This is a genomic window from Acinetobacter sp. F-1, assembly GCF_022869025.1.
In the GTDB taxonomy this organism is placed as follows: domain Bacteria; phylum Pseudomonadota; class Gammaproteobacteria; order Pseudomonadales; family Moraxellaceae; genus Acinetobacter; species Acinetobacter pseudolwoffii.
The window spans coordinates 31,794-54,494 of record NZ_JAJKFX010000012.1 but is presented as its reverse complement, the minus strand read 5'-3'; the positions used below and the strand labels follow the sequence as shown (position 1 = coordinate 54,494).

The window sequence follows — 22,701 nt, the reverse complement described above, 5'->3', positions numbered from 1 at the left end:
TCATGGAACAGGTTTATATTTTTGCTGGAATTCGCACCCCGATCGGACGCTATGCCGGTGGACTGAGCAGCATTCGTGCTGATGATCTGGCAGCGCTACCGATTCAATATCTGAAAGATCAGCATCCTACCTTGCCATGGGCAGAACTGGATGAAGTGATCCTAGGCTGTGCCAATCAGGCCGGTGAAGATAACCGCAACGTGGCGCGTATGGCTGCTTTACTCGCAGGGTTGCCTGAATCTGTTCCAGCACTCACCATAAACCGTTTATGTGCTTCAGGTCTGGATGCCATTGGAATTGCAGCCCGTGCCATCAAATCGGGTGAAGCACAGTTTATTTTGGCGGGTGGCGTAGAATCCATGAGCCGAGCGCCTTTCGTGCAATCCAAACCTACAACTGCCTTTAGCCGTACCCCTGAAATTTATGATACGACAATTGGCTGGCGTTTTATCAACCCAAAATTTAAAGCACAGTTTGGCGTTGACAGCATGCCGGAAACGGCCGAAAACGTCGCTGAAAAGTATCAGATTAGCCGTGCAGACCAGGACCTGTTTGCCTATCACAGCCAACAGAAAACCGCAGTAGCCCAGCAGAAGGGTATTTTTGCCGAAGAAATTCTGCCAGTAGAGGTCAAAGGTCCGAAGAAAAGCACTCTGACCATTTCCCAAGATGAGCATCCGCGCGCAGAGACGACGCTGGATAATCTGGCCGCCTTAAAAACCCCATTTCGTAAAGAAGGCGGCTCAGTCACCGCTGGCAATGCTTCGGGTGTCAATGACGGGGCGGCTTGCGTATTACTTGGGAATCAGCAGTTTGCCGAGCAGTATGGTTTGAGCCCGAAAGCTAAAGTGATCGGGATGGCCAGCGCCGGTGTCGAAGCTAAATATATGGGTATTGGGCCGGTGCCAGCGGTACAGAAAGTGCTGAAACAGACTGGCCTGAGTCTGGAGCAGATGGACGTGATTGAGCTGAATGAAGCATTCGCAGCGCAATCGCTGGCTGTGATTCGTGAACTCGGCTTGCAAGACGATGATTCCAGAATCAACCCGAATGGTGGTGCTATTGCCTTAGGCCATCCTTTAGGTATGAGTGGCACCCGTCTGGTGATCACGGCCATGAAAGAACTGAAACGTCGTAATGGAAAATATGCACTCTGCACTATGTGTGTCGGTGTTGGTCAAGGTGTTGCACTGGTTTTAGAAAATATGGATTAAACACATCATTCAATCAATGAATTAAACCGTGGTCAGGAAGACTGCGTCAGGAGTAAGAATATGAATAACAATGCAATGGAAAAAATTGAAAAAGTATCGGTTGATGAGTTACGCAGTGTCCAGCTACAGCGTATGAAAAAGACTTTGCAACATGCTTATCAGAACAGTCCGGTTTATAAAAAGAAATTTGATGATGCTGGCGTGCATCCAGACGATTTTAACTCTCTGGAAGACCTGGCTAAATTCCCGTTTACCACCAAACAGGATTTACGTGATAACTATCCGTTTGGCATGTTCGCTGTGCCACAGGAACAGATTGTACGTGTGCACGCATCTTCTGGCACCACCGGTCAGCCGACCGTAGTTGGTTATACCCAGAATGATATTAATGTCTGGTCTGACGTGGTGGCGCGTTCCCTGCGTGCAGCCGGTTTGAGCAGTAAAGATATCATTCAGGTGTCTTATGGTTATGGTCTGTTTACGGGCGGTCTAGGCGCGCATTATGGCGTTGAACGCTTGGGTGCAACCGTGATCCCAATGTCTGGCGGACAAACCGATAAACAGGCACAACTGATTCATGACTTTAAACCGACAGCACTGATGGTCACGCCCTCTTACTGCCTGAATATTATTGAAGCGCTTGAGAAGAAATTTGGCACAGCCAAAAACTGTTCAATTAAAACCGGCGTCTTTGGTGCAGAACCATGGACCAATGAAATGCGCAAGGAAATTGAAGAGCGTCTAGGCATTGATGCGCTGGATATTTATGGTTTATCTGAAGTGATGGGGCCAGGTGTTGCAATGGAATGTCTCGAATCCAAAGATGGCCCAACCATTTGGGAAGATCATTTTTATCCTGAAATCATTCATCCTGAAACTGGCGAAGTGCTGGCAGACGGTGAGCTAGGTGAACTGGTATTTACCACTATTACCAAAGAAGGCATGCCGGTGATCCGTTACCGTACCCGCGACCTGACCCGTTTATTGCCAGGCACGGCACGTACCATGCGCCGTATGGACAAGATTGTCGGCCGTAGTGATGACATGATGATTATCCGTGGGGTCAATGTCTTCCCATCGCAGATTGAAGAGCAGATTTTACAGATCCAGCAACTGATTCCGAACTACCAAATCCAGATTTGCAAACAGGGACATCTGGATACATTGCATATCCGTACCGAAATGCGTAAAGATAGCAGTGACATTATGGCGCACCAGCTGGCAACTCAGCTTAAGGGCCAGATTAAAACCATGGTCGGAATCACGGTAAGTGTCGAAGTGTTGCCTGAAGGAAGTCTGCCACGCTCTGAAGGTAAGGCACAGCGCGTTTTTGATATCCGCAAGTCTGCATGAAGTACTATTGGATGATAGCCAAATGGTCTATCATCCAGTTTCTATAAGGTAAAGTTAAACGCAATGAATCCGAAATTAAAACAAATAATTGATGACTTTATTCAAACTGAAGCACTCAGCGGAACCTCATTAATCATGACCATCTTCGGTGACTGTATTTTTCACCGCGGTGGGATTATCAGTCTGGCCAGCCTGATTCAGCTTATGGATGTCTTCGGATTTAATGAACGATCGGTACGGACCGCTGTATTCCGTCTGGTCCAAAATGGCTGGCTGATGTCTGAAAAAATTGGCCGTACCAGTTATTACCGCGTGACCGAAAGCAGCCGCCAGCGTTTTATTATGGCTGACCAAAAGATTTATAGTTTTAGCCATCAGGAATGGGATCAGAAATGGGATCTGGTGCTGCTCAGTTCAGTGGAACTGGACAATAAACTGATTCTGAAAAAAGAACTGGAATGGCTGGGCTTTGCCAATATCGCCACCAATGTTATGGCCTATCCGGGCTGTGACCACCAGAAACTGCAAAACCTGCTGCTGAATTTGAAAATGACCGATCAGGTGGTGGTGTTTAAAGCCGAAACCTTACAGCTCTGGCAGGAATCTTATCCAACTGTGAAGCGCATGGTTGCTACCAACTGGCCGGTGCAGGAATTACATCAGCGTTATGAAAAATTTATCACCGATTTTCGGGAATTTTTTCATCTGGTGGAACAGGAAGATGAGCTAGATCCGCTACAGGCATTTCAGTTGCGTATTTTACTGATTCATCAATTCCGCCGGATTTTATTAAAAGATCCAAATCTGCCTTTTGAATTATTGCCATCCAACTGGCTTTCCCTGAATGCCCGTAATCTGAGCAGTAATTTATATCAAACCGTGGTTGCGGCAGGGGATGAGTTCTTTATGGAGATCGCCCGAACTTCGGAAGGTTCGATGCCGCCGGTACATCCACAATTTTATAAACGTTTTGGTGGTTTGCGACTCGAAGCCGTCAGCTAATCTAATTCTGCATTTTTAAAGGAATAAAATAATGCCGTGTTATGCCATTGATGGTGTGATTCCTGTGGTCAGCCCTCGTGCTTATGTGCATCCGCAAGCCGTCTTGATTGGGGATGTGGTCATTGAAGAGGGTGTGTATATCGGCCCTTTTGCCACCTTGAGAGCCGACTTTGGCGGGATTCACATCCAAAAAAATGCCAATGTTCAGGATTCCTGTACCATCCATGGCTTTCCCGGTAGCGTCACGCTGGTCGAAGAATATGGCCATATCGGACATGGCGCGATTTTACATGGTTGTATCATTCGCAAAAATGTACTGGTGGGCATGAACAGCGTGATTCTGGATGAAGCCGAAATTGGTGGAAATACCATTATCGGTGCCAATAGCACGGTTAAAGCTAAAGCCCAGATCCCGGAAAATTCACTGGTGCTCGGTAGTCCGGCGCGGGTCATTCGTCCCTTGGACGCCAAAGAAATCGCCTGGAAAAGCAAGGGAACGCAGGAATATATTCAGCTGACAGAACGCTGTCTTTCTTCGATGCAGGAAGTTGAACCATTGTCTGAAGATTCAGCAGATCGCCTGAACTATCAGGCCTTTGATGCGGAATATCAAATTAAAAAGAATCATTAATTTAGCACTTGGCTGATGATCGTATCAGCCAAGTTTTTTATTTCATTTATAAAAATTATAAACGGCGACATTGACCTTCTTTGTCACCATTGACCCGGTTATTGCCACCGATCGGTTGAATGCGGTTGGATTCGCATTGCAAATTACCGTCAACCACATTGTCATTTACAGTAATTTTTTGGGTATTCTTTTTCAGCTGGATGTCACCCTCTACCTGATTGGCAGTGAGCTGAATCGTCTGACCGCCTTCTAGCTGGATATTGCCGTCAATCCGATTATGTTGTGCCAGAACCGAGCTAAAACGTCCTTTCGATTCCAGATTGCCATCAATCGCAGTATTTGAAATTACTGTTTGAGCACCCTGATACAACATGACATTGCCTTTAATGGTGGCATTATCAATCTGACAGTTTTGGCTGATACTGACATTGTCATCAATCGTGCGATCTTTAATGCTACCGTGACAGTGATAATCTGCGAAACTTGCGCTGGATAAACAAAGTAGTGCTAAACCTGAAAGTAATTTTATCATCATGATCCTTGGTGTATTTTTAATGCACTTTAACCATAATTTTTGAATATGACATTTTGATGACGGCACTCAAACGTAGTGTGGGCTTTAGGTTAGCGTATGTTAACGTACCAAAATCATTTCCAGCACGAATTTAGAACCAATAAAACCCAGTGCCAGCAAGCCAAAGCCGAGCAGGGTAAAGCGTACGGCTTTCTGGCCACGCCAGCCAAACTTCCAGTGTCCGATTAATAGTGAACCGTAAACCAGCCAGGAAATAATACTGAACGCAGTTTTATGTGCCAGATGTTGGGCGAAGAAATTATCGATGGTGAAAAAGCCAAAGCTTAAAGCGAGCGTAAGTAAAACAAAACCGGTCATCAGCATATCAAAGAGCAATGATTCCATGTCCTGATAAGAAGGTAATAAACTGACCCAGACCCGGCGTTTTTGCTTCTTTTTGAGCTCACGATCCTGAAGCCGCAAGATCACGGCCTGAATGGTCGCCATGTAGATGAAGGATATAAAAATCTACCATTTCCATTTCAGGAAATTTCAATTTCACCACTTATGCTTGAGGTGGAGTGGAATTTTTATCAGCTGATTGTTTATATGAGTACCTGGTCAGCCGTGAAAGCAGCAACTCAAGCACTCGGACATAATCCACTGAATGTACTGGCAGATGCCTTATTGCCAGAATGGGAAGATCCAGAATTGCCTAGAGTGATTCGCTGGCCATTATCAGTGCGTGCGGGGCGTATAATCCTTTAAAGAATACTCAAGCTAAAGCCTTTTCATTGAACAATGAATTGAATATTTCAAGGCTCAGAATTATCGCCCCAAGATCATTTCCAGCACAAATTTAGACCCAATAAAACCCAGTGCCAGCAAGCCAAAGCCGAGCAGGGTAAAGCGTACGGCTTTCTGGCCACGCCAGCCAAACTTCCAGTGCCCGATTAACAGTGAACCGTAAACCAGCCAGGAAATAATACTAAAGGCTGTTTTATGTGCCAGATGCTGGGCAAAGAAATTATCAATGGTAAAAAAGCCAAAGCCTAAAGCAAGCGTCAATAAGACGAAACCGGTCATCAGCATATCAAAGAGCAGTGATTCCATGTCCTGATAAGACGGTAACAGGCTGACCCAGACCCGGCGTTTTTGCTTTTTCTTGAGTTCACGATCCTGCAAACGCAAAATCACAGCCTGAATGGTGGCCATCAGCAATACGGCGTAGGCAGACAAAGACAAAATAATATGAATGTCCAGGCCCAGAGAATTTTGGCTAATGATTTTAGCCGGCTGGGTAAAGACAAAGCCGAGAATTAGACCCGTGGCGGCCACGGGAATACCAATCAGATTCAAGGCGATAATTGGACGATATGTACTGTAAATAATACTGAGTAACAGCATCAAGCCCGAAGTAAAGGAAAACAGGGCAAAGACATCATAATTGATGCCAATCGGAGTACGCATATCGCCATATAAAACCAGCGCGTGCAATACTAGTCCGAGCAGCGCGGTTAAGCCGACAAACCATTGATTGGGGCTACGTTTAGACATTAAATGAATGAACAGATACCAGAATGAAGCGGTATAAGCGACTAATGCTAAGATCGTATAAACCAAGGGGAGGCTAACCATGTCAAACCTTTTTAAGGGTGATGAATATTCATTTATATAAATTCGCTGCGAACTACAGTATCCTATAGCATTCTATGCATAAATTTTCTATTTTAAGAAACAATTTTTTGCTCATGGCTATTTTAAGCGGATTTTGCAATGTTTGATACCTTAACAGAACGACTCACGCAGAGTTTAAGAAATGTTACTGGCTCAGGGCAGCTAACCGAAGACAATATTAAAGATACGTTACGTGAAGTGCGTATGGCGCTTCTTGAAGCCGATGTTGCGTTACCTGTAACTCGTGAATTCATCGCGAAAGTTAAGGAAGAGGCATTGGGCCAGGAAGTGATGACTCAGTTATCTCCTGGACAGGCTTTTGTCAAAATCGTTCATGACGAATTGACCAAAATGATGGGCGCGGCCAATGAAAGCCTTGACCTTGCCGCAAAACCACCGGTCGTTGTCCTGCTGGCAGGTCTGCAAGGTGCAGGTAAAACCACCACTGCAGCAAAATTGGCACGCTTTTTACAAGAACGTCAAAAGAAAAAAGTGGCAATGGTTTCTGCCGACGTCTATCGTCCCGCAGCGATCAAGCAACTACAAACGGTTGCAGGCGAAGTCGGTGCGATTTTCCTGGAATCTAGCGCAGACGAAAAACCGATTACGATTGTAAATCGTGCGATTGAACAGGCAAAAATCCAGTTTGCTGATGTGTTAATTGTCGATACTGCCGGTCGTTTACATGTCGATAATGACATGATGGACGAAATTAAAGAGCTGCATGCGGCGATTAACCCGACTGAAACCCTGTTCGTGGTCGATGCCATGACCGGTCAGGATGCGGCGAATACGGCCAAAGCTTTTAATGATGCCTTGCCTTTAACCGGTGTGATCCTGACCAAAACCGATGGTGATGCACGCGGTGGTGCGGCACTGTCTGTGCGTGCCATTACCGGTAAGCCAATCAAATTCTTGGGTATGGGCGAAAAGCTTGATGCCTTGGAGCCATTCCATCCTGAACGTATCGCACAGCGTATTTTGGGTATGGGTGACGTCCTTTCTTTGGTCGAAGAACTTGAGCGCAAGGTCGACAAAGAAAAAGCCGAAAAAATGGCGAAAAAACTGCAAAAAGGCGGCAGCTTCAACTTTGAAGATATGCTGATGCAGTTTGAGCAGATGAACAAGATGGGCGGCATGATGGGCTTCCTGGACAAACTTCCTGGCATGAGCAATGCCGGTCTGCAAGATGCGTTGGCCCAGGCCAATCCTGAAAAGCAGGTCAAGAAAATGGAAGCGATTATCCAGTCGATGACCATCAAAGAGCGCCGTAATCCAGACTTGATGAACCCAAGCCGTAAAAAACGTATCGCAGCAGGTTGTGGTATGGAAGTGGCGGAAGTCAACAAGTTGATTAAACAACATGCGCAAATGGCCAAGATGATGAAGAAATTTGCCAATCCGTCAGGTATGGCAAAAATGATGAAATCACTCGGTGGTTTGCAGAAACAGTTTGGCGGCGGCGGTGGCATGGGTCCACTGTTCGGCGGCAATGACAAGAAATAAGATTCTGATTTAAAAAAGGCGCGAAATGCGCCTTTTTTATTATGTATCAATCAGAAAACCGGTTTAAACAAAACAACATTTACTTACCCAAAATAAAAATCCAATCAGGCAGACTCAGGAACATCAGCACAAAACAAAGAGAAATTTAAAATGGCTCAAGTGATCATCGTCCATGGTTATACTGCAAGCCCTGAAGAAAACTGGTTTCCATGGATTCAGGAAAAAGCCCAACAGGAAAATGTCAGCTTAAAAGTACTGCGACTTGACCCATCGACCACACCCAAGCTAGAGGTGTGGGACCAGCAAATGCGTGAGCAGATTGAGGGGATTGATGAAGACAGTATTTTTATCGGGCATAGCCTGGGAACTGTGGCTGTATTGCATTACTTATCCAGAGAATTAAAACAGCAAAAGATTCAGCAATTGGTATTGATCGCAGGATTTAATGGCCGCTTGGGTCGTTTAGATGAAGTCAATCCGTTTATTGATGCCGCTGAGATCGATTTTGATCTGCTTAAACAGCAGGTGGCAGAACGTGTGGTGATTTATTCTGAAGGCGATGATCGGGTGGAGCCTGAATTTAGCCTGGAACAGGCAGACAGTCTGGATGCGATTGTGGTGAGTGCCAAGCATCAGGGACATTTTATCGATTCAGAAGGCTGTACCGATCTGCCAGAACTCTGGAAAGTGATTGAGCCTTATCTGATTAAAGCTGAATCTTAAGCAGGTTGTTGGATTCGTTCAATTTGTAAATTGAGTCTGAGATGGGATGCAAAAAGTTACTTGAATTTCATCTTCAGACTGTTTAATAGTAGTTTTTGCCAAAGCACTTTGTGCTCAATTATAATAAGTAAAACACGATGAAAAATATAATCAATAAAGTCTATATCGTGCCTGATTATCAGGCCACCTCAAATGACCATTGGTATCCGTGGCTGAGTCGCCAACTCAAAAATGTCGGTGTTGATTCAAAACGGATTATGCTGGCCAATCCTTTTCAGCCTGATCTAGAAGAATGGCAGCAGAATCTGAAACTGCATATTCCACACCTGGATGAGCATACTTTTTTAGTTGCCCATGGCCTGAGTGGACTCAGTGTTTTAAGTTTTTTACAGCAACATTATCTCCAGCAGCACCGCAAGATCGGCGGGGTTATTCTGGTTTCAGCTTTCGATACACCGCTGGTGGCCTGGTCGGAACTGAATAAAATGCTGCAGGCGACACGACTGGATCTGAACAACCTGCCGTATAGCTATAAACGCGCGGTCATACTGATCTCCAGTAATGATCCTTTTGTACCTGCACCGGTTTCCTTGCGCCTGGCCCACAGCTTAAATGCTCAAATTTTTGAGATTAAAAAAGCCGGACATTTTAACAAATGTGATGGATTTACCGAATTTCCTCAATTGCTAGAAATCATGAAACTGTATCTGGCAAATGAGCCGCAAAATGCTGCAAACCTTTAAGCAGAAGATCAGGTTCAATCCTCGGCTGATACGGCTCAAGATGTTGGGCAAACAGTGGAGCATCTCCACCGGTTAGTACCAGCTGTGCCGGAAAATCATGCAGCACTTTTTCAATGGTGCTGAGCAGACCGAGCAGAATGCCATGATGTACTGCATCGATGGTATTGCGTCCGGGATTGAGCTCAGAAAATGCGGCATCCGGAATTTTAATACCTTTGGTATTCTGAATCAGTGCATCACGTTGTAAATATAAATTTGGCAGAATAAAACCGCCTAAATGTTGTTGTCCTTGAATCAGGTCAATGGTCAGCGCTGTACCACAACTAATCACACAATAATTCTCATGAGGCTGGGTCGCGACAGCAAGTACCTGTAGCCAGCGGTCAATCCCCAGTTGTGCCGGTTCATCATAGCCACAAATCAGGCCAGCATATTGGGCCTGCACCTGAGCAAAAATCACTGGAATATGCAGACCATCTAATATACTAAGAATGCGCTCATTATTGGTTTTGTCCTGAACCGAAGACAATCCGACCTGATCCAGATCCAGCGTTTTAAAGTGCTGGATCAGGCCAAGTAACAAATCGGCAGGGGATTGTAAATGTAATTCCGCTGCATGTTCAATGATCTGATCTTGTTCGGTAATCCAGTATTTGAGTCGGGTATTGCCAATATCTAGCCATAGTTTCTTCATGGATTATGCCTGTTCAAGGATTATTTTTGAGCCGTAATTGACCTTGGTAAAAGATGTGGACACCTGTTTCAGTTGCGATTTTAACAGCGCCATCATCCTGAATACCCAGAAATTTTCCTGAATATTGCCCTTGCAGATCGGTAAATTCAACCCTCTCTTGGATAAAAGCGGCATGTCGATTGAAACGACCAGACAGATTCTGGCTGCCATAACTAAACCATTGTCCGGCTTGCTGAATCGCCAGATACAGTTCTGCAATCAGCTGAATGCGTGAACCCGGATGCAGGCCCAACTCATTCAATGAGGTCACTTGCTGCTCGGGAACCTCAGCAGACATTGGGCTGAGGTTGATCCCGACCCCGACCACCACCTGCGTAGGTGAAATCGGTTCTACCAGAATGCCGCCCCATTTGCCTTTGACGCTATACAGGTCATTCGGCCATTTTACTTGCAAGTCCAGCCCTTGTAGACTGGGCATTTGCAGGATATTTAACGCAATTTCCAGAGCCAAACGGCCATCGATGGGTTTTTGTGTATGCAGCAATGTGCTTAAATAGATATTCCCTTCAGGTGAAATCCACTGACGCTGGCGCTGTCCACGGCCTTGGGTCTGCACATGGCTGCAGACCAGAACCTGCTGTACCCCCTTGGTTGCCAATTCCCGCACATCGTCATTGGTCGATGTGGTAATCGGTTTGATGAGCAATACTTCCGGAAGCTGGCCTGCATCGCTTAATCGTTGTTGCAGTTCACGAGTTTCTACATCCATTTGAATCTAAACGTGGTAAATATCGTTATGGAGTTAATCATATATTTATTGATTGGTGCAATTGCAGGATTTACCGCTGGCCTGTTTGGGGTTGGTGGTGGTTTGATTATTGTGCCGATTCTGTACATTGTTTTTACCCAGCTCCAGTACGATCCCAGCGTGATTATGCACATGGCGGTGGGGACTTCTCTGGCTACCATTATTGTCACCTCGATCAGTTCTGTCATGGCGCATCATCAAAGAGGTGCCGTGTTGTGGTCGGTATTTCGTAATCTGGCACCCGGCTTGATTATTGGTTCCTTCCTGGGCGCAGGGATTGCTGACTATTTATCTGGTCAAGGCTTGCAGCTGTTGATCGGGTTCTTTGCAGTCTGGGTGGCATTTAGAATGTTTAAAGGCGCCAATGTTCAGGTCGATCCGAATAAAAAATTGCCTTCAACCCCAGTACAACTCGCTGCGGGCGGTGGGATTGGTGTGGCATCGGCGATCTTTGGGATTGGTGGCGGTAGTCTGACAGTCCCGTTTTTGAATCGCTGTGGCATCGTGATGCAAAAAGCCGTGGCGACCTCTGCGGCTTGTGGATTGCCGATTGCCGTGGCAGGCGCACTGGGCTTTATCTGGTTTGGTCAACAGGCCCAGGTCGCAGTACCAAATACGATTGGCTATATCCATATTTATGCCTTTATTGGCATCAGCATGATGAGTTTTTTTACCGCCAAACTCGGTGCAAAAGTGGCACATTTACTTTCACCTGCAGTACTGAAAAAATGTTTTGCGGCTTTACTGACCACCGTCGGCCTGTATTTTATTTATCAAGGTTTTATGGCCTGATTTAAGTTTTTAGGTTGAACTGATGTATCACCTAAGGAGAATGGTTCACTATTCTCCTTTTTTATGAACTTGAGTTGGCTGTAGAGACACAAGATTGTCTGACAATGTCACAGTATTCATCGAAAAAATTCTGTCTAATAGCAATATAGCCCAAATCATGGGCTGAACCAGTATCCATAAAAATAAAGACAGGAACGGTATGCCATTAGAACAAGCACACAGTTTGTCTGAGCAGATTGCCAAACACATTAGCGAACAGATTATTCGCGGCGAATTGGTCGAAGGCGAACGTATACAGGAACTCAGGATTGCCTCGGAGCTGGATGTCAGTCGAGGGTCGGTTCGTGAAGCCCTGCTGTTGCTGGAACGCACCCAGCTGATTGAAATTTATCCGCGTCGCGGTGCCATTGTCTCGGAAATGTCGGCCTTGCAGGTGCGTGCCCTATTTGATATTACCTCTTTATTGCTGGGGCAGATGGTGCATCGTATGGCTGAAACCTGGCGGAGTCATGAAGCCGAGCGCATTCAGCTATTATTAGAACAATTAGAAGCAGAAACTCGCCAAGGACATACAGAAAAGTTTTATGATCTGATCTTTCAGGGCATGGCCCAGCAACATGAGATGGTCGGAAATCCCTATCTGATGCGCTACTATCAGGAACTGTTACCTTGCTTGCGGCGTAGCTATTTCCTGACCCTGAATATTTCCAGACGCGAGTTACAGGAATCTTTCGACTTATTTAAACTGGTCACTGAAGCAATTTTGATACGAAAAACCCATCAGGCCGCTTTATTTATGGAAGATTTTTGTCGACACTTACGCAACCTTGTGTTGGAATCTCTGACACGGATGAAACAAATTGAACTCGCGTGGGCCAGACGCTCACGACGTTAAATCAGGACACTATGCGTTTAAGCAGTTTAAAACTTTCAGGCTTTAAATCTTTTGCCGACAGTACCACTTTACATTTTAAAGATAATCGTACTGCGGTGGTGGGACCGAACGGGTGTGGTAAATCCAACGTCATTGATGCCATACGCTGGGTCATGGGCGAGTCCAGTGCGCGCCAGCTGCGTGGTGGCAGCATGCAGGACGTGATTTTTACCGGAACTGCCAAGCGTAAACCGGTGGGTATGGCCAGTGTAGAACTGCGCTTTGACAATACCTATGGCAAACTGGGCGGTGCTTATAATGCCTATAATGAACTGGCAGTCCGCCGTCAGGTCAACCGCGATGGCAAGTCTGAATATTTCCTGAATGGCAGCAAATGCCGTCGTCGTGACATTACCGATATTTTTCTGGGCACCGGTCTGGGGCCACGTTCTTACGCGATTATTGAACAGGGCATGATTAACCGTCTGGTCGATGCCAAACCGGATGAAATGCGGGTCTATATTGAAGAAGCTGCCGGGGTTTCGCGTTATCAGGCACGGCGCCGTGAAACCATGCTGCATCTGGATCACACCACGCAAAACCTGTCGCGTCTGGAAGATATTGCCTCTGAACTGAAATCTCAGTTAAAAACCCTGAAACGTCAGGCTGAAAGCGCGATTCAATATAAGCAACTGGAAACACAGATCCGCAGCATCAAGATTGAAATCCTGTCTTTTCAATGTGAACAAAGCCAGCGCTTGCAACAAGAATATACCGTGGAGATGAATACGCTCGGGGAAAACTTTAAGCTGGTGCGTTCCGAACTGACCACGGTTGAACATGATTTGGGAACTACCAGTGAACTGTTTCAGCGTCTGATTCAGCAATCCACACCTTTGCAAAGTGAATGGCAACAGGCCGAGAAGAAACTGGCCGAACTGGAAATGACCTTGCAGCAAAAACAGTCTTTGCTCGAGCAAAATTCCACCAGTCTGGTCAAGCTGGAACAGCAAAAAGCCCAGACCAAAGAGCGTTTGCAATTGATTGAACTGCAACTTGATACCTTGCAGCAGCAAGCTGAAGATCAGCAAGCACAATTGCAGCAGCAAGATGGCCAGAATCAGGCGCAGAGCCAAAATCTGGCTGATCTCAAATCACAACATACAACAGTCGCGGCACAATTTGCCCAGATCAAAATTCAGGTCGAACAGCAGCAGCAGCGTAAATTACAGATGCTGGCTCAAAGCGAGCAACTGGCCAAGAATATTGAGCGGATTGAACAGCAAAAACAGACCGTACAGCAACAGAGCATACAGATTCAGCATCAAGCGCAACAAGATGAGTTGGAACAATATCAACAAGACAAGACTGAGATTGAACAGCAGCTATTCACATGTGAAGCGCAACGCACTGTATTGCAAGATCAATTGGCCCAAGTTCAGACCGAGCAGACAGAACAGCAGCAGTGCTTGATGCAGTTAAAATCTGAAATTCAGGTGCTGCATTCAGAACAGAACAACCTCAGTCAATTACTGATTAAAGCCAATCCACATGCCAAGGCCGATGCACTACAGCTGATGCATGTGCTTAAGCTCAACGATGCAGGCAAAGACCAAGCAAAGCTGATCGAAAAGTTTCTGGCAAAATGGCTGTCTGCCCAGATTCTGGCAGAGGGTGAAAACTTTCTTGAAGATCGGGCGCGTCAGTTAAAGCCATATGCTGTACAGGATAAAATTCAGATTGCCAATACGGTGTGTCTGGCCGACTGGATTGAATCTCCACAGTATTCACTGTGGCAGCAGGTTGCAGTTGTAGATTCATTAGCGCAAGCCTTGAAACTTCAAACTGGGCTTTTGCAAGGTCAGACCCTACTCAGTCTGGATGGCTATCAGGTTGGGCCTGATTGGGTGATTGCGCTGGATTATGATGAATCGAGCCAAGCCGCTCAGGGCGCATTGAGTCATCGTATCCGTCTGGAGGAAATCGAGCTTCAGTTATCAGCACTGAATAGCCAACTTAGTCAGGCTGAAGAGCAACTGCCTGAACTGAATCTTCGGATGAAGGAGTTAAAAACCCAGATTCAAACGATCAGTGAGCAGTACAAGCACACACAAAAGCAACTGCAACAACTCGATGTCAATATTGCCAAAGTTCAAAGTAGTGCTCAGGCTTTCGCATTACAGAAGCAGCAATTACAGCATCAGCTGCAACAACTCGATGAGCAACTTGAAGAAGATGCCATGCAGAAAGACGATCTGGAAATTGACCTGCATGCCTTGAATATCAAGCTGGAACAAGCGCTACCAAATTATAAAACCCTGCAATTCCAGCTGGAAGCATTGAGCACTCAGTTAGATGACTCGCAGCAGCTTAGCCAGCAAGCGCAGCAGGAACTGGAACTGCTGCGCCGTCAAAGCGTACAGAGTCAGCAGCAGATTGAATTGCTGGAAAAAGATCAGGTATTTTTAATAGAACAGTATCAACAAATTAATCTACAAATCGAGCAAGCCAAGAAATTTGTCGATCCGGTACAGCTGGAATTGCCTGCTTTACAGAGCCAGTTTAATGAACAGGCGCAGATCACTGAAAAGCTGCAAAAAACCTGGGCCGACTGGCAGATCGAATTAAATCAGGTGCAGAGCAAACAGCAGCAATTAACTGAACAGCGTCACAGTTTCCAGCAGCAGGATGAAAAACTGCGTACAGCACTGGAAGCCAAACGTCTGGCCTGGCAGGCAGCCAAATCTGATTTGCAGCATTATTCAGAACAATTAAAAGAACTGAATCATGAAGTCATCAGCGGTTTAACTATTGATGTCAAAACCCATCAGGCGAAACTGGAAAAAGCTCAGGTGCAGTTCGATAAGCTCGGTGCAGTGAATCTGGCGGCTTCTGAAGAATATAAAGAAGTCTCGAAACGCTATGAGGAACTGAGCCACCAGATGCAGGATCTGGAAAATACTGTGGAACAGCTACAAGCTGCGATGAAAAGTATTGATCAGGAAACCCGCAAACTGTTTATGCACACTTTTGATCAAGTCAATGCCGAACTGCAAAACCTGTTCCCGAAAGTATTTGAAGGGGGCGAGGCGAGTTTAAGTCTTGAAGATGGATGGCAATCGGGTGTAAAACTGATGGCCCGACCACCGGGTAAACGTAATAGCTCCTTGGCATTACTCTCCGGTGGGGAGAAGGCTTTAACTGCATTGGCACTGGTATTCGCGATTTTTCGCTTAAATCCGGCACCTTTTTGTGTACTCGATGAAGTCGATGCACCGCTAGATGATGCCAATGTGGGACGTTTTTGTAATTTAGTCAAAGAGCTTTCTGAACACGTGCAATTTATTTATATTACCCATAACAAACTTGCAATGATGATGGCGACTGATCTTTTAGGTGTAACCATGCCTGAACCGGGAACCTCAAAATTAGTGACAGTAAATTTGGAACAGGCAAAAGAATACGGCTTAGCTGCGGAGGTATAATATGGAAATCACCACCATTATCGGGATTGTTATTGCAATTATCATCATGCTGTTGGGCATCAGAATGCTGCTCAAAAAACCTGTAGAGGCAGTCCCTTCACTGGATGCTAACCTGCATATCGATCCGGATAGCCAGACCCCTGTCATTCCTCGGCATGTACGATCGCAACTGGCAAAGCAGAACGCAGATCCGGCACAACGTATAGAGCCGAGCCTGAGCGTAGAAGAAAAGGCTCCTGAAAAACCTTCGGCATTTCGCAAGCCTGAACCGACCTTGGTTGAGCCAGCAGTGCTTGAGACAGCTGCAGCAGTCGAGCCGAGTCCAATGACCGAAGCTGAAGTGGTGGCAAGCTCTGCAACTACAGAACCAGCCGAAACATCAGTGGAGCAAAAGCCGGCCGAAGTAGAAGCGGAAAATAACCAGACGGAAGATAAAGATACCGCTGTCGAATTTAGTCTGAACAGCAACATCGAAAAAGCAGAAATTTCTGAATTTAATGATGAAAGCAGTATTCTGGATGCCCATCTGCATGAGCAAAAAATAGTGGATGAAGAAAGTGCATTATCCAATGCTGAAACGATTATTTCTTTGCATATCTATCCGCAAGGCCGTGTACTTTCAGGTGATAAAACACTGAAAGTCTTGTTGAAATATGGTCTGCGTTATGGCGAACTGGCCTGTTTCCACCGCTATAGTGAAGATGATTCAAAACTGCTGTTTTCGGTACTGCAAATGACGGATACCGGCATGGAAGGTTTTGATCTGGAAACTCTCTCGACTCAGGAAGTCAAAGGTCTGGCCTTCTTCCTGGCTTTGCCGCATAGCGATGTACAAAATGCCTTTGATACCATGGACAGTATTTCACGGTTAATTGCCCGTGAAGTCGATGGTCTGGTCTACGATCAGAACCAGCAGGAACTTACCCCACAATTACGTGAATTCTGGCGCCATCAGGCGATTGATTATCGCGCGGGTCAACCTACAGAAGTTTAAGTGGTTTTGTTCGATCTGCAAGTTGAATCTGTAGACTGCAATTTTTATAATAGCCAAAAGCTGAATATTCTACAGGGCGGATTTTCCGCCCTTTTTTATGGTGAAATTATGACCCAAGATGCCACTGTCATTGCGCAAATGCGTCAACTGATTCAACTGCTTGCCAAGCATAATCATGCTTATTATGTGATGGATCAACCGAGCATTGAAGACAGTGAATATGATCAGCTCTTTCATCAGCTCAAAGCTTTAGAACAACAATATCCCGATCTGATCCAGCCGGATAGCCCGACCGATAAAGTCGGCGGGCAGGCACTTTCAAAATTTGTGAGCATTACTCACGCCATTCCGATGCTGTCATTAGGCAATGTCTTTCATCAGGACGATCTTTTTGCTTTTGCCCGCCGTATTGAAGAGCGTTTGCCGAATCAAAAAATCGAATATGATGTGGAACTGAAATTTGACGGGCTGGCCATTTCCCTGTGGTATGAGCATGGTGTATTGACCCGTGGTGTGACCCGCGGTGACGGGGAAACCGGTGAAGATATTACCCAGAATGTCAGGACCATTCGTAACCTGCCGAAGCTGTTATCAGCAGTAAATGGCATCATTCCCGATTTGCTGGAAGTACGCGGCGAAGTATTGATGCCGAAATCGGGCTTTGAAAAACTGAATGCCGCCAATGCAGCAAAAGGTGAAAAGACCTTTGCCAACCCGCGTAATGCCGCGGCAGGAAGTTTGCGCCAGCTCGATCCGAATATTGCCGCATCACGGCCACTGGCTTTTTATGCTTATGGAATTGCGCAGTGTGTACCGCATCATGGTCAACGCAGCATGTCGGACAGTCTGGAATGGCTGAGTCAGTTTGGTTTTGCTGTAGGTGAGCGCCACTTTATCTGTGACAGTATTCAGGACGTGCAAAAAGTCTATGAACAGATTATTGAGGAACGTGCCAGTCTCAGTGTAGAAATCGATGGCATGGTGGTTAAAGTCAATGACCTGAAACAGCAGCAGCAACTCGGTTTTCTGAGCCGGGAGCCGCGTTGGGCCACGGCCTATAAATTTCCGGCAGTTGCAGCCTTGACCACGGTCGAAAATATTAACTGGCAGGTGGGTCGTACCGGAACTCTGACACCGGTGGCACGTTTGAATCCGGTGGCGGTGGGCGGCGTCACGGTATCCAATGTGACCCTGCATAATATTGGTGAAATTCACCGTCTGGATGTACGCATTGGCGATACGGTCAGTGTTTACCGCAGTGGCGATGTAATTCCTAAAGTGGAAAAAGTCTGGCCGGAATTCCGCCCGGTGGATGCCGTTGAAGTGCATTTACCTGAGCAATGTCCAGTCTGTGATTCACCGGTGGTGATGCCGGAAGGCGAAGCCTTGGCACGTTGTTCGGGTGGGCTGTATTGTGCAGCGCAGCGTATTGAGGCGATTCGTCACTTTGTTTCACGTAAAGCCATGGATATTGAGGGTCTGGGCGATCGCTGGGCAGAATCTTTGCTGCATCTAAATCTGCTGAAAGATGTCTCGGATATTTATCACCTGCATGAACATCGTGAGCAGCTGCTACAGATTGAAAAAATGGGTGAAAAATCTGTTCAGAATTTAATAGATTCTATTGAGAACAGTAAGAAAACCACACTGGCCGCTTTTATTTATGCACTCGGTATTCGTGGCGTGGGTGAAACTACAGCGCGCATGCTGGCCAATAATTTCCAGACCTTGGATGCATTACGTATCGCGGATATCGAAGCACTCAAAAAAACGCCAGATGTGGGGGATATTACCGCAGAATGGATTATTGATTTCTTTCAGGCGCCGCATAATCTGGAAGTTCTGGATCGTTTACTGGCTGCCGGCATTCACTGGGATGCACCCATTGCGCCAACACGCCAACCACTCAATGGTGAAAGTTGGGTGGTCACCGGAACATTAAGCACCATGGGGCGTGATGAAGCGACTCAGTTGCTTCAAGCATTAGGCGCGCGAGTCAGCGGCAGTGTATCGAGCAAAACCAAATGTGTGGTGGCGGGTGAAAAAGCCGGTTCCAAACTGGACAAGGCAGAAAAGCTCGGGATAGCTGTGATTAATGAAGAACAGTTTATTGCCTTGATGAAAGAGCATGGGCAAATCGAAGACTAATCAGTTCTAAACAATGACTCAAATAAAAAAGACACCAAGGATGATGAGTCTTGAGGTGTCTTTTTTATTGCTAGTTCAAAACTATAGGTGAATGAGAGGGGGGAGGATAGACAAATACAAGGACGGGTTCGGCAATGTGAGTTGAATTCACGTACAATATCGATTCATTTGCAGGTATAGATCCTGCCTTATTGATTCTGTTCTCCCGTTGATGATTGACATACACATGGCTCAAGCAAAGAAATCTTTTCTGCAACAAAAATCGCAATTACATGCACGAAATCTGCATCGCAGTCGTTACGATTTTCCTCAGTTAATCAAGAGTTGTCCGGAACTTGCGCCTTTTGTCAGCCCGAATCAATATAACGATCTTTCAGTCAACTTTTCTGATCCTCAAGCTGTGAAAATGCTCAATAAAGCATTGCTCAAGCATTTTTATAGTATTCAATATTGGGATATTCCTCAAGATTATCTTTGTCCACCTATTCCGGGTAGAGCCGACTATATTCACTATTTGGCGGACTTGTTGAGTGATAGCAATAAAGGTCAGATTCCAATAGGACACGCCGTTCACGTATTAGATATTGGGGTGGGCGCGAACTGTATTTATCCGATTATTGGTCATCGTAGTTATGGTTGGAAATTTGTTGGCTCAGACATTCATCCTGCATCGGTTAAAAGTGCTCAATTTATTGTGGAGGCAAATCCAAATCTCAAAAAGGGGATTCAGATTCGATTGCAAAAGACACCGAGCAATATTTTCAAAGGCGTGATTAAACCTTCAGATCGTTTTGATTTGACCCTGTGTAACCCACCATTTCATGCTTCGCAAGATGAAGCAAATGCCACAGCAACGCAAAAATTACGCAAACTTGGCAAACCGGTTGATCGGTCTAAAGTGGTGTTAAACTTTGGCGGACAAAAGAACGAGCTGTGGTGTGACGGTGGAGAAGAACGCTTTGTTTGCCAGATGGTACAAGAGAGCACACAATTTGCTGAGCAATGTCTTTGGTTTAGTACACTGGTTTCTAAGAAAACCACATTGCCTATGCTGTTAAATACCTTGCGTAAGTGCGGTGCAGTGGATTTAAAAACCATTAAAATGACGCAGGGGCAAAAAGAGAGTCGTTTTGTGGCTTGGACTTTCCTAGATGCAAAGCAACAGCAAGCGTGGAAAAATGCGCGTTGGACTTCTGCTTAGCTTGTTTTTAGGCAGGAATAGTGAGCTTGTGGGCGCATAAGTCGGTGTAGTCGCTCAAATTTAATCTGACAGATACAATAAAAAAATCGGTAACTGTCAGATCAGGTTTGAGCTAGTACGATTAAGGAATATATTTTTTGACTACGCCATCATCGAGTAATTGCTGGAAATGCTCGACCAGACTTTCTTGTACCGGACGATACTGAATGCTCAGTTCATCCTGACTCTTTTGCGCATTGAAGTAGATCGGATAACCCATGTTCAGTTCCACAAACTTGGGACTAAAACCTGCCAATGGTCCAAACAGTTTAAAGGCCGCCTTTGGTAACTGATTGCGCGGGAAGGGGAACTTATTGCCAAAATGTGCTCGTAAAATCTGCCCCATTTCCAGCAGGCTCAGGCTTTCACTGCAAATGATATAACGTCCTTGCGCCTCCGGCTTAAACGCGGCACGAAGATGCGCTTCGGCCACATCCTGCACATCGACCACGCCATTCCACATCGGTGGAACGCCGAGCAAAGTCATGCCATTGGCAAACTGTTGCAGTACTTCGACACTGCCAGACTGGGTATTGGGAGTGAGGGATTTACCAAAAACCAGCGCTGGATTGATACAGACCAGCTGCCAGCGATCCTGTGCTTCTGCCATTTCCCAAGCCTTACGTTCTGCCATGACTTTGGAATAAGGATAAGGCTGATGAGTTTCCGAACTGGTGCTATTCCAGTGTGATTCATCAAAACTGTTATTTTCAGTTTGCAGAATATCAATGGCATCGCCATAAGTAGAGGCAATACTCGAGGTAACAATCACACGTTTCACGGATTCGGTGTGGTTGACGCTTTTCAGGACATTTTCAGTGCCTAAAATCGCAGGTTCAATAATATCTTTGACCGCATCCTTATAATTGGTGACCACAAAGGGCGATGCCATATGAAACACAATTTCACAGCCTTGCATGGCAGCATCAAAAGAACCTGGGCTCAGTAAATTGGCCTGAAATAATTTGAGGGTGCCTGGACTGTTCTCGGCAATTTTTTCTAAATGGGCAAAGCTTTTGCTTTTGTTCAGGTCACGTACCGTGGCATGTACAGTATAGCCTTGCGTGAGTAATTTCTGGATAACCCAGCTGGCAATATAACCCGATGCACCGGTGACCAGAACAGGTGCTGTTGTATGTGGATGTGTCATATTTAAACCGTTGTTGTTTTAAATTTGTCTGAATGATAAGCGAAATTTATGCATTAAGTACGCCAAATCGGTGATGTTTATACAAAAATAAGCAATCTTGCGGGTTTTAATGAATACTTACAAATCTTAACTGATGCATTTATCCGGCAGATTCTGCTTAAAGTGAATAGTCGTGACAGTGCAAAGTATTGTTTTATAAATGGGAATTAGTCTGGATCGAACTGTAAATGCAAGTACTTCTCATTTTAATTATATAAAAATCATATATTTAACCAATGTTAGGCTTTGCAAAATCTTTTGAGTTTCTCCATAATAGCCAGATAAAGGCAGGGAGTAATTCAAATGCGCGGTAATCCAGAAGTCGTAGATTATTTAAATATGTTGATCGGTGGCGAACTGGCTGCTCGTGACCAATACTTGATTCACTCTCGGATGTATGAAGATTGGGGTTTAACCAAAATCTTTGAACGTATCGACCATGAAATGCAGGAAGAAGCCCAGCATGCGGATGCGATTATCCGCCGTGTATTGTTCCTTGAAGGTACACCGAACATGCAACGCGATGACGTTGAGATTGGTGAAGATGTCGTAAGCTGCCTGAAAGCCGATCTGAAACTTGAATACCATGTGCGGGAAAAACTGGCACAAGGCATCAAGCTGTGCGAAGAAAAAGGTGACTATATCACCCGTGATATGCTGCGCCAGCAAATGTCAGATACTGAAGAAGACCATACCTACTGGTTAGAAAAACAGTTGCGTTTAATTGAACTGATTGGCTTGCAAAATTATATTCAATCACAGATGTAAAATCGGATTGAGAAAAAACCCAGCATATGCTGGGTTTTTTTTATGGGGTAGAAATTGAGGGTAATACTATTCTGGTTTCAGTTGGGACAATGTGGGGTTGATAAACATTGCACAAAGAATAGGATGATTGCATAAAGAGACATTTAGTGAGCAGTTGGTTATTATGAATTTCTGGGTTCTAAGATCAAGGCCATGTGAATTCTCTAAAAAAAAGCTTATTTATCTTTGTGTGAAGAGAAGACGAATCGGCGTTTTAAAGATAAAAATGACATAAAGGGTTCATTAAAAATATTTGGTTAGGCAGAATAAGGGCAAGTGCATAAAAATAAATTTTCTCGGTAGAAGT

19 protein-coding genes and 2 pseudogenes are annotated in these 22,701 nt (G+C 45.4%); 15 read left to right on the top strand and 6 right to left on the bottom strand.

Translation table 11 applies throughout. The features are described 5' to 3' along the window. Positions 1-2 precede the first annotated feature (2 nt). The 4 genes from pcaF to LOZ91_RS11485 all read left to right on the top strand — a co-directional run bounded on the left by pcaF (position 3) and on the right by LOZ91_RS11485 (position 4,200). On the top strand, positions 3-1,214 hold the full coding sequence (gene pcaF, locus LOZ91_RS11500) for a 3-oxoadipyl-CoA thiolase (RefSeq protein ID WP_244783226.1): 1,212 nt from the start codon (positions 3-5) through the stop codon (positions 1,212-1,214). Between the two features lie 60 nt (positions 1,215-1,274). Continuing rightward, complete coding sequence (gene paaK, locus LOZ91_RS11495) at positions 1,275-2,567, top strand: phenylacetate--CoA ligase PaaK (RefSeq protein ID WP_244783225.1); 1,293 nt, start codon at positions 1,275-1,277, stop codon at positions 2,565-2,567. Between the two features lie 63 nt (positions 2,568-2,630). Then, a complete protein-coding gene (paaX, locus tag LOZ91_RS11490; protein ID WP_244783224.1) occupies positions 2,631-3,569 on the top strand; it encodes a phenylacetic acid degradation operon negative regulatory protein PaaX in 939 nt (312 codons plus the stop codon). A gap of 31 nt (positions 3,570-3,600) precedes the next feature. After that, positions 3,601-4,200: a hypothetical protein gene (locus LOZ91_RS11485; protein ID WP_005095918.1), complete on the top strand. Its 600-nt coding sequence runs from the start codon at positions 3,601-3,603 to the stop codon at positions 4,198-4,200. A 55-nt stretch (positions 4,201-4,255) separates the two neighbouring features. Here the strand turns inward: LOZ91_RS11485 and LOZ91_RS11480 are convergent, their stop codons facing one another. After that, entirely contained in the window at positions 4,256-4,732 is a 477-nt protein-coding gene (locus LOZ91_RS11480; RefSeq protein WP_244783223.1) for a hypothetical protein, read from the bottom strand. 102 nt (positions 4,733-4,834) lie between these two features. Beyond that, positions 4,835-5,221 (bottom strand): annotated as a pseudogene (ccsA, locus tag LOZ91_RS11475) (cytochrome c biogenesis protein CcsA); the annotation flags it as partial. On the opposite strand from ccsA (LOZ91_RS11475), the pseudogene LOZ91_RS11470 reads away from it, so the two are divergent. Further along, positions 5,216-5,482 (top strand): annotated as a pseudogene (locus tag LOZ91_RS11470) (class I SAM-dependent methyltransferase); the annotation flags it as partial. The pseudogenes ccsA (LOZ91_RS11475) and LOZ91_RS11470 sit on opposite strands and share 6 nt — an antisense overlap. A 60-nt stretch (positions 5,483-5,542) precedes the next feature. On the opposite strand, the gene ccsA (LOZ91_RS11465) reads toward LOZ91_RS11470, so the two are convergent. After that, entirely contained in the window at positions 5,543-6,352 is an 810-nt protein-coding gene (gene ccsA, locus LOZ91_RS11465; protein ID WP_244783222.1) for a cytochrome c biogenesis protein CcsA, read from the bottom strand. A gap of 138 nt (positions 6,353-6,490) precedes the next feature. Between ccsA (LOZ91_RS11465) and ffh the strand changes: the two genes are divergently transcribed. The 3 genes from ffh to LOZ91_RS11450 all read left to right on the top strand — a co-directional run bounded on the left by ffh (position 6,491) and on the right by LOZ91_RS11450 (position 9,363). After that, positions 6,491-7,897 carry a signal recognition particle protein gene (ffh, locus tag LOZ91_RS11460; RefSeq protein ID WP_005095929.1) on the top strand — a complete coding sequence of 469 codons (1,407 nt, stop codon included), beginning with the start codon at positions 6,491-6,493 and terminating at the stop codon, positions 7,895-7,897. A gap of 150 nt (positions 7,898-8,047) precedes the next feature. Further along, positions 8,048-8,620, top strand: coding sequence for an alpha/beta hydrolase (locus tag LOZ91_RS11455; RefSeq protein WP_005095930.1), 573 nt, complete (start codon positions 8,048-8,050; stop codon positions 8,618-8,620). A 137-nt stretch (positions 8,621-8,757) separates the two neighbouring features. After that, positions 8,758-9,363, top strand: coding sequence for an alpha/beta hydrolase (locus tag LOZ91_RS11450; RefSeq protein WP_180096801.1), 606 nt, complete (start codon positions 8,758-8,760; stop codon positions 9,361-9,363). Here the strand turns inward: LOZ91_RS11450 and LOZ91_RS11445 are convergent. Together LOZ91_RS11445 and LOZ91_RS11440 are read right to left on the bottom strand one after the other, a co-directional pair. Continuing rightward, positions 9,314-10,057 (bottom strand): type III pantothenate kinase, encoded by a 744-nt coding sequence (locus LOZ91_RS11445; protein ID WP_100355527.1) that lies wholly within the window; start codon positions 10,055-10,057, stop codon positions 9,314-9,316. The two genes, LOZ91_RS11450 and LOZ91_RS11445, sit on opposite strands and share 50 nt — an antisense overlap. A gap of 13 nt (positions 10,058-10,070) precedes the next feature. Then, positions 10,071-10,826 (bottom strand): biotin--[acetyl-CoA-carboxylase] ligase, encoded by a 756-nt coding sequence (locus LOZ91_RS11440; RefSeq protein WP_100355526.1) that lies wholly within the window; start codon positions 10,824-10,826, stop codon positions 10,071-10,073. 27 nt (positions 10,827-10,853) lie between these two features. Here LOZ91_RS11440 and LOZ91_RS11435 point away from each other — a divergent pair, with 27 nt between their 5' ends. The 6 genes from LOZ91_RS11435 (at position 10,854) to rlmF (ending at position 20,359) form a co-directional block, all read left to right on the top strand. Then, positions 10,854-11,657 carry a sulfite exporter TauE/SafE family protein gene (locus tag LOZ91_RS11435; protein ID WP_005095936.1) on the top strand — a complete coding sequence of 268 codons (804 nt, stop codon included), beginning with the start codon at positions 10,854-10,856 and terminating at the stop codon, positions 11,655-11,657. Between the two features lie 199 nt (positions 11,658-11,856). Next, positions 11,857-12,552, top strand: coding sequence for a GntR family transcriptional regulator (locus LOZ91_RS11430; protein ID WP_005095938.1), 696 nt, complete (start codon positions 11,857-11,859; stop codon positions 12,550-12,552). An 11-nt stretch (positions 12,553-12,563) separates the two neighbouring features. After that, entirely contained in the window at positions 12,564-16,016 is a 3,453-nt protein-coding gene (gene smc, locus LOZ91_RS11425) for a chromosome segregation protein SMC (RefSeq protein WP_244783242.1), read from the top strand. A 1-nt stretch (position 16,017) separates the two neighbouring features. Beyond that, complete coding sequence (locus LOZ91_RS11420; RefSeq protein WP_244783221.1) at positions 16,018-17,010, top strand: cell division protein ZipA C-terminal FtsZ-binding domain-containing protein; 993 nt, start codon at positions 16,018-16,020, stop codon at positions 17,008-17,010. Positions 17,011-17,118: 108 nt separating this feature from the next. Further along, a complete protein-coding gene (gene ligA, locus LOZ91_RS11415; RefSeq protein ID WP_244783220.1) occupies positions 17,119-19,158 on the top strand; it encodes an NAD-dependent DNA ligase LigA in 2,040 nt (679 codons plus the stop codon). Between the two features lie 226 nt (positions 19,159-19,384). Continuing rightward, positions 19,385-20,359 carry a 23S rRNA (adenine(1618)-N(6))-methyltransferase RlmF gene (gene rlmF / locus LOZ91_RS11410; protein WP_100357348.1) on the top strand — a complete coding sequence of 325 codons (975 nt, stop codon included), beginning with the start codon at positions 19,385-19,387 and terminating at the stop codon, positions 20,357-20,359. Between the two features lie 121 nt (positions 20,360-20,480). On the opposite strand, the gene LOZ91_RS11405 is transcribed toward rlmF, so the two are convergent. After that, positions 20,481-21,548, bottom strand: coding sequence for an aldehyde reductase (locus LOZ91_RS11405; RefSeq protein WP_244783219.1), 1,068 nt, complete (start codon positions 21,546-21,548; stop codon positions 20,481-20,483). Positions 21,549-21,890: 342 nt separating this feature from the next. Between LOZ91_RS11405 and bfr the strand changes: the two genes are divergently transcribed. Next, positions 21,891-22,355, top strand: coding sequence for a bacterioferritin (gene bfr / locus LOZ91_RS11400; RefSeq protein WP_005095949.1), 465 nt, complete (start codon positions 21,891-21,893; stop codon positions 22,353-22,355). Positions 22,356-22,701: the final 346 nt, after the last annotated feature.

What these genes read in the sequence shown, in the direction of transcription:
- LOZ91_RS11430 (WP_005095938.1), top strand. Translation starts at nt 11,857, where the DNA reads ATGCCATTAGAACAAGCACACAGTTTGTCTGAGCAGATTGCCAAACAC.
- pcaF (WP_244783226.1), top strand. Translation starts at nt 3, where the DNA reads ATGGAACAGGTTTATATTTTTGCTGGAATTCGCACCCCGATCGGACGC.
- LOZ91_RS11440 (WP_100355526.1), bottom strand. Translation starts at nt 10,826, where the DNA reads ATGGATGTAGAAACTCGTGAACTGCAACAACGATTAAGCGATGCAGGC.
- smc (WP_244783242.1), top strand. Translation starts at nt 12,564, where the DNA reads ATGCGTTTAAGCAGTTTAAAACTTTCAGGCTTTAAATCTTTTGCCGAC.
- LOZ91_RS11420 (WP_244783221.1), top strand. Translation starts at nt 16,018, where the DNA reads ATGGAAATCACCACCATTATCGGGATTGTTATTGCAATTATCATCATG.
- LOZ91_RS11480 (WP_244783223.1), bottom strand. Translation starts at nt 4,732, where the DNA reads ATGATAAAATTACTTTCAGGTTTAGCACTACTTTGTTTATCCAGCGCA.
- LOZ91_RS11435 (WP_005095936.1), top strand. Translation starts at nt 10,854, where the DNA reads ATGGAGTTAATCATATATTTATTGATTGGTGCAATTGCAGGATTTACC.
- LOZ91_RS11485 (WP_005095918.1), top strand. Translation starts at nt 3,601, where the DNA reads ATGCCGTGTTATGCCATTGATGGTGTGATTCCTGTGGTCAGCCCTCGT.
- LOZ91_RS11450 (WP_180096801.1), top strand. Translation starts at nt 8,758, where the DNA reads ATGAAAAATATAATCAATAAAGTCTATATCGTGCCTGATTATCAGGCC.
- LOZ91_RS11445 (WP_100355527.1), bottom strand. Translation starts at nt 10,057, where the DNA reads ATGAAGAAACTATGGCTAGATATTGGCAATACCCGACTCAAATACTGG.
- ligA (WP_244783220.1), top strand. Translation starts at nt 17,119, where the DNA reads ATGACCCAAGATGCCACTGTCATTGCGCAAATGCGTCAACTGATTCAA.
- bfr (WP_005095949.1), top strand. Translation starts at nt 21,891, where the DNA reads ATGCGCGGTAATCCAGAAGTCGTAGATTATTTAAATATGTTGATCGGT.
- paaK (WP_244783225.1), top strand. Translation starts at nt 1,275, where the DNA reads ATGAATAACAATGCAATGGAAAAAATTGAAAAAGTATCGGTTGATGAG.
- paaX (WP_244783224.1), top strand. Translation starts at nt 2,631, where the DNA reads ATGAATCCGAAATTAAAACAAATAATTGATGACTTTATTCAAACTGAA.
- LOZ91_RS11405 (WP_244783219.1), bottom strand. Translation starts at nt 21,548, where the DNA reads ATGACACATCCACATACAACAGCACCTGTTCTGGTCACCGGTGCATCG.
- ffh (WP_005095929.1), top strand. Translation starts at nt 6,491, where the DNA reads ATGTTTGATACCTTAACAGAACGACTCACGCAGAGTTTAAGAAATGTT.
- rlmF (WP_100357348.1), top strand. Translation starts at nt 19,385, where the DNA reads ATGGCTCAAGCAAAGAAATCTTTTCTGCAACAAAAATCGCAATTACAT.
- ccsA (WP_244783222.1), bottom strand. Translation starts at nt 6,352, where the DNA reads ATGGTTAGCCTCCCCTTGGTTTATACGATCTTAGCATTAGTCGCTTAT.
- LOZ91_RS11455 (WP_005095930.1), top strand. Translation starts at nt 8,048, where the DNA reads ATGGCTCAAGTGATCATCGTCCATGGTTATACTGCAAGCCCTGAAGAA.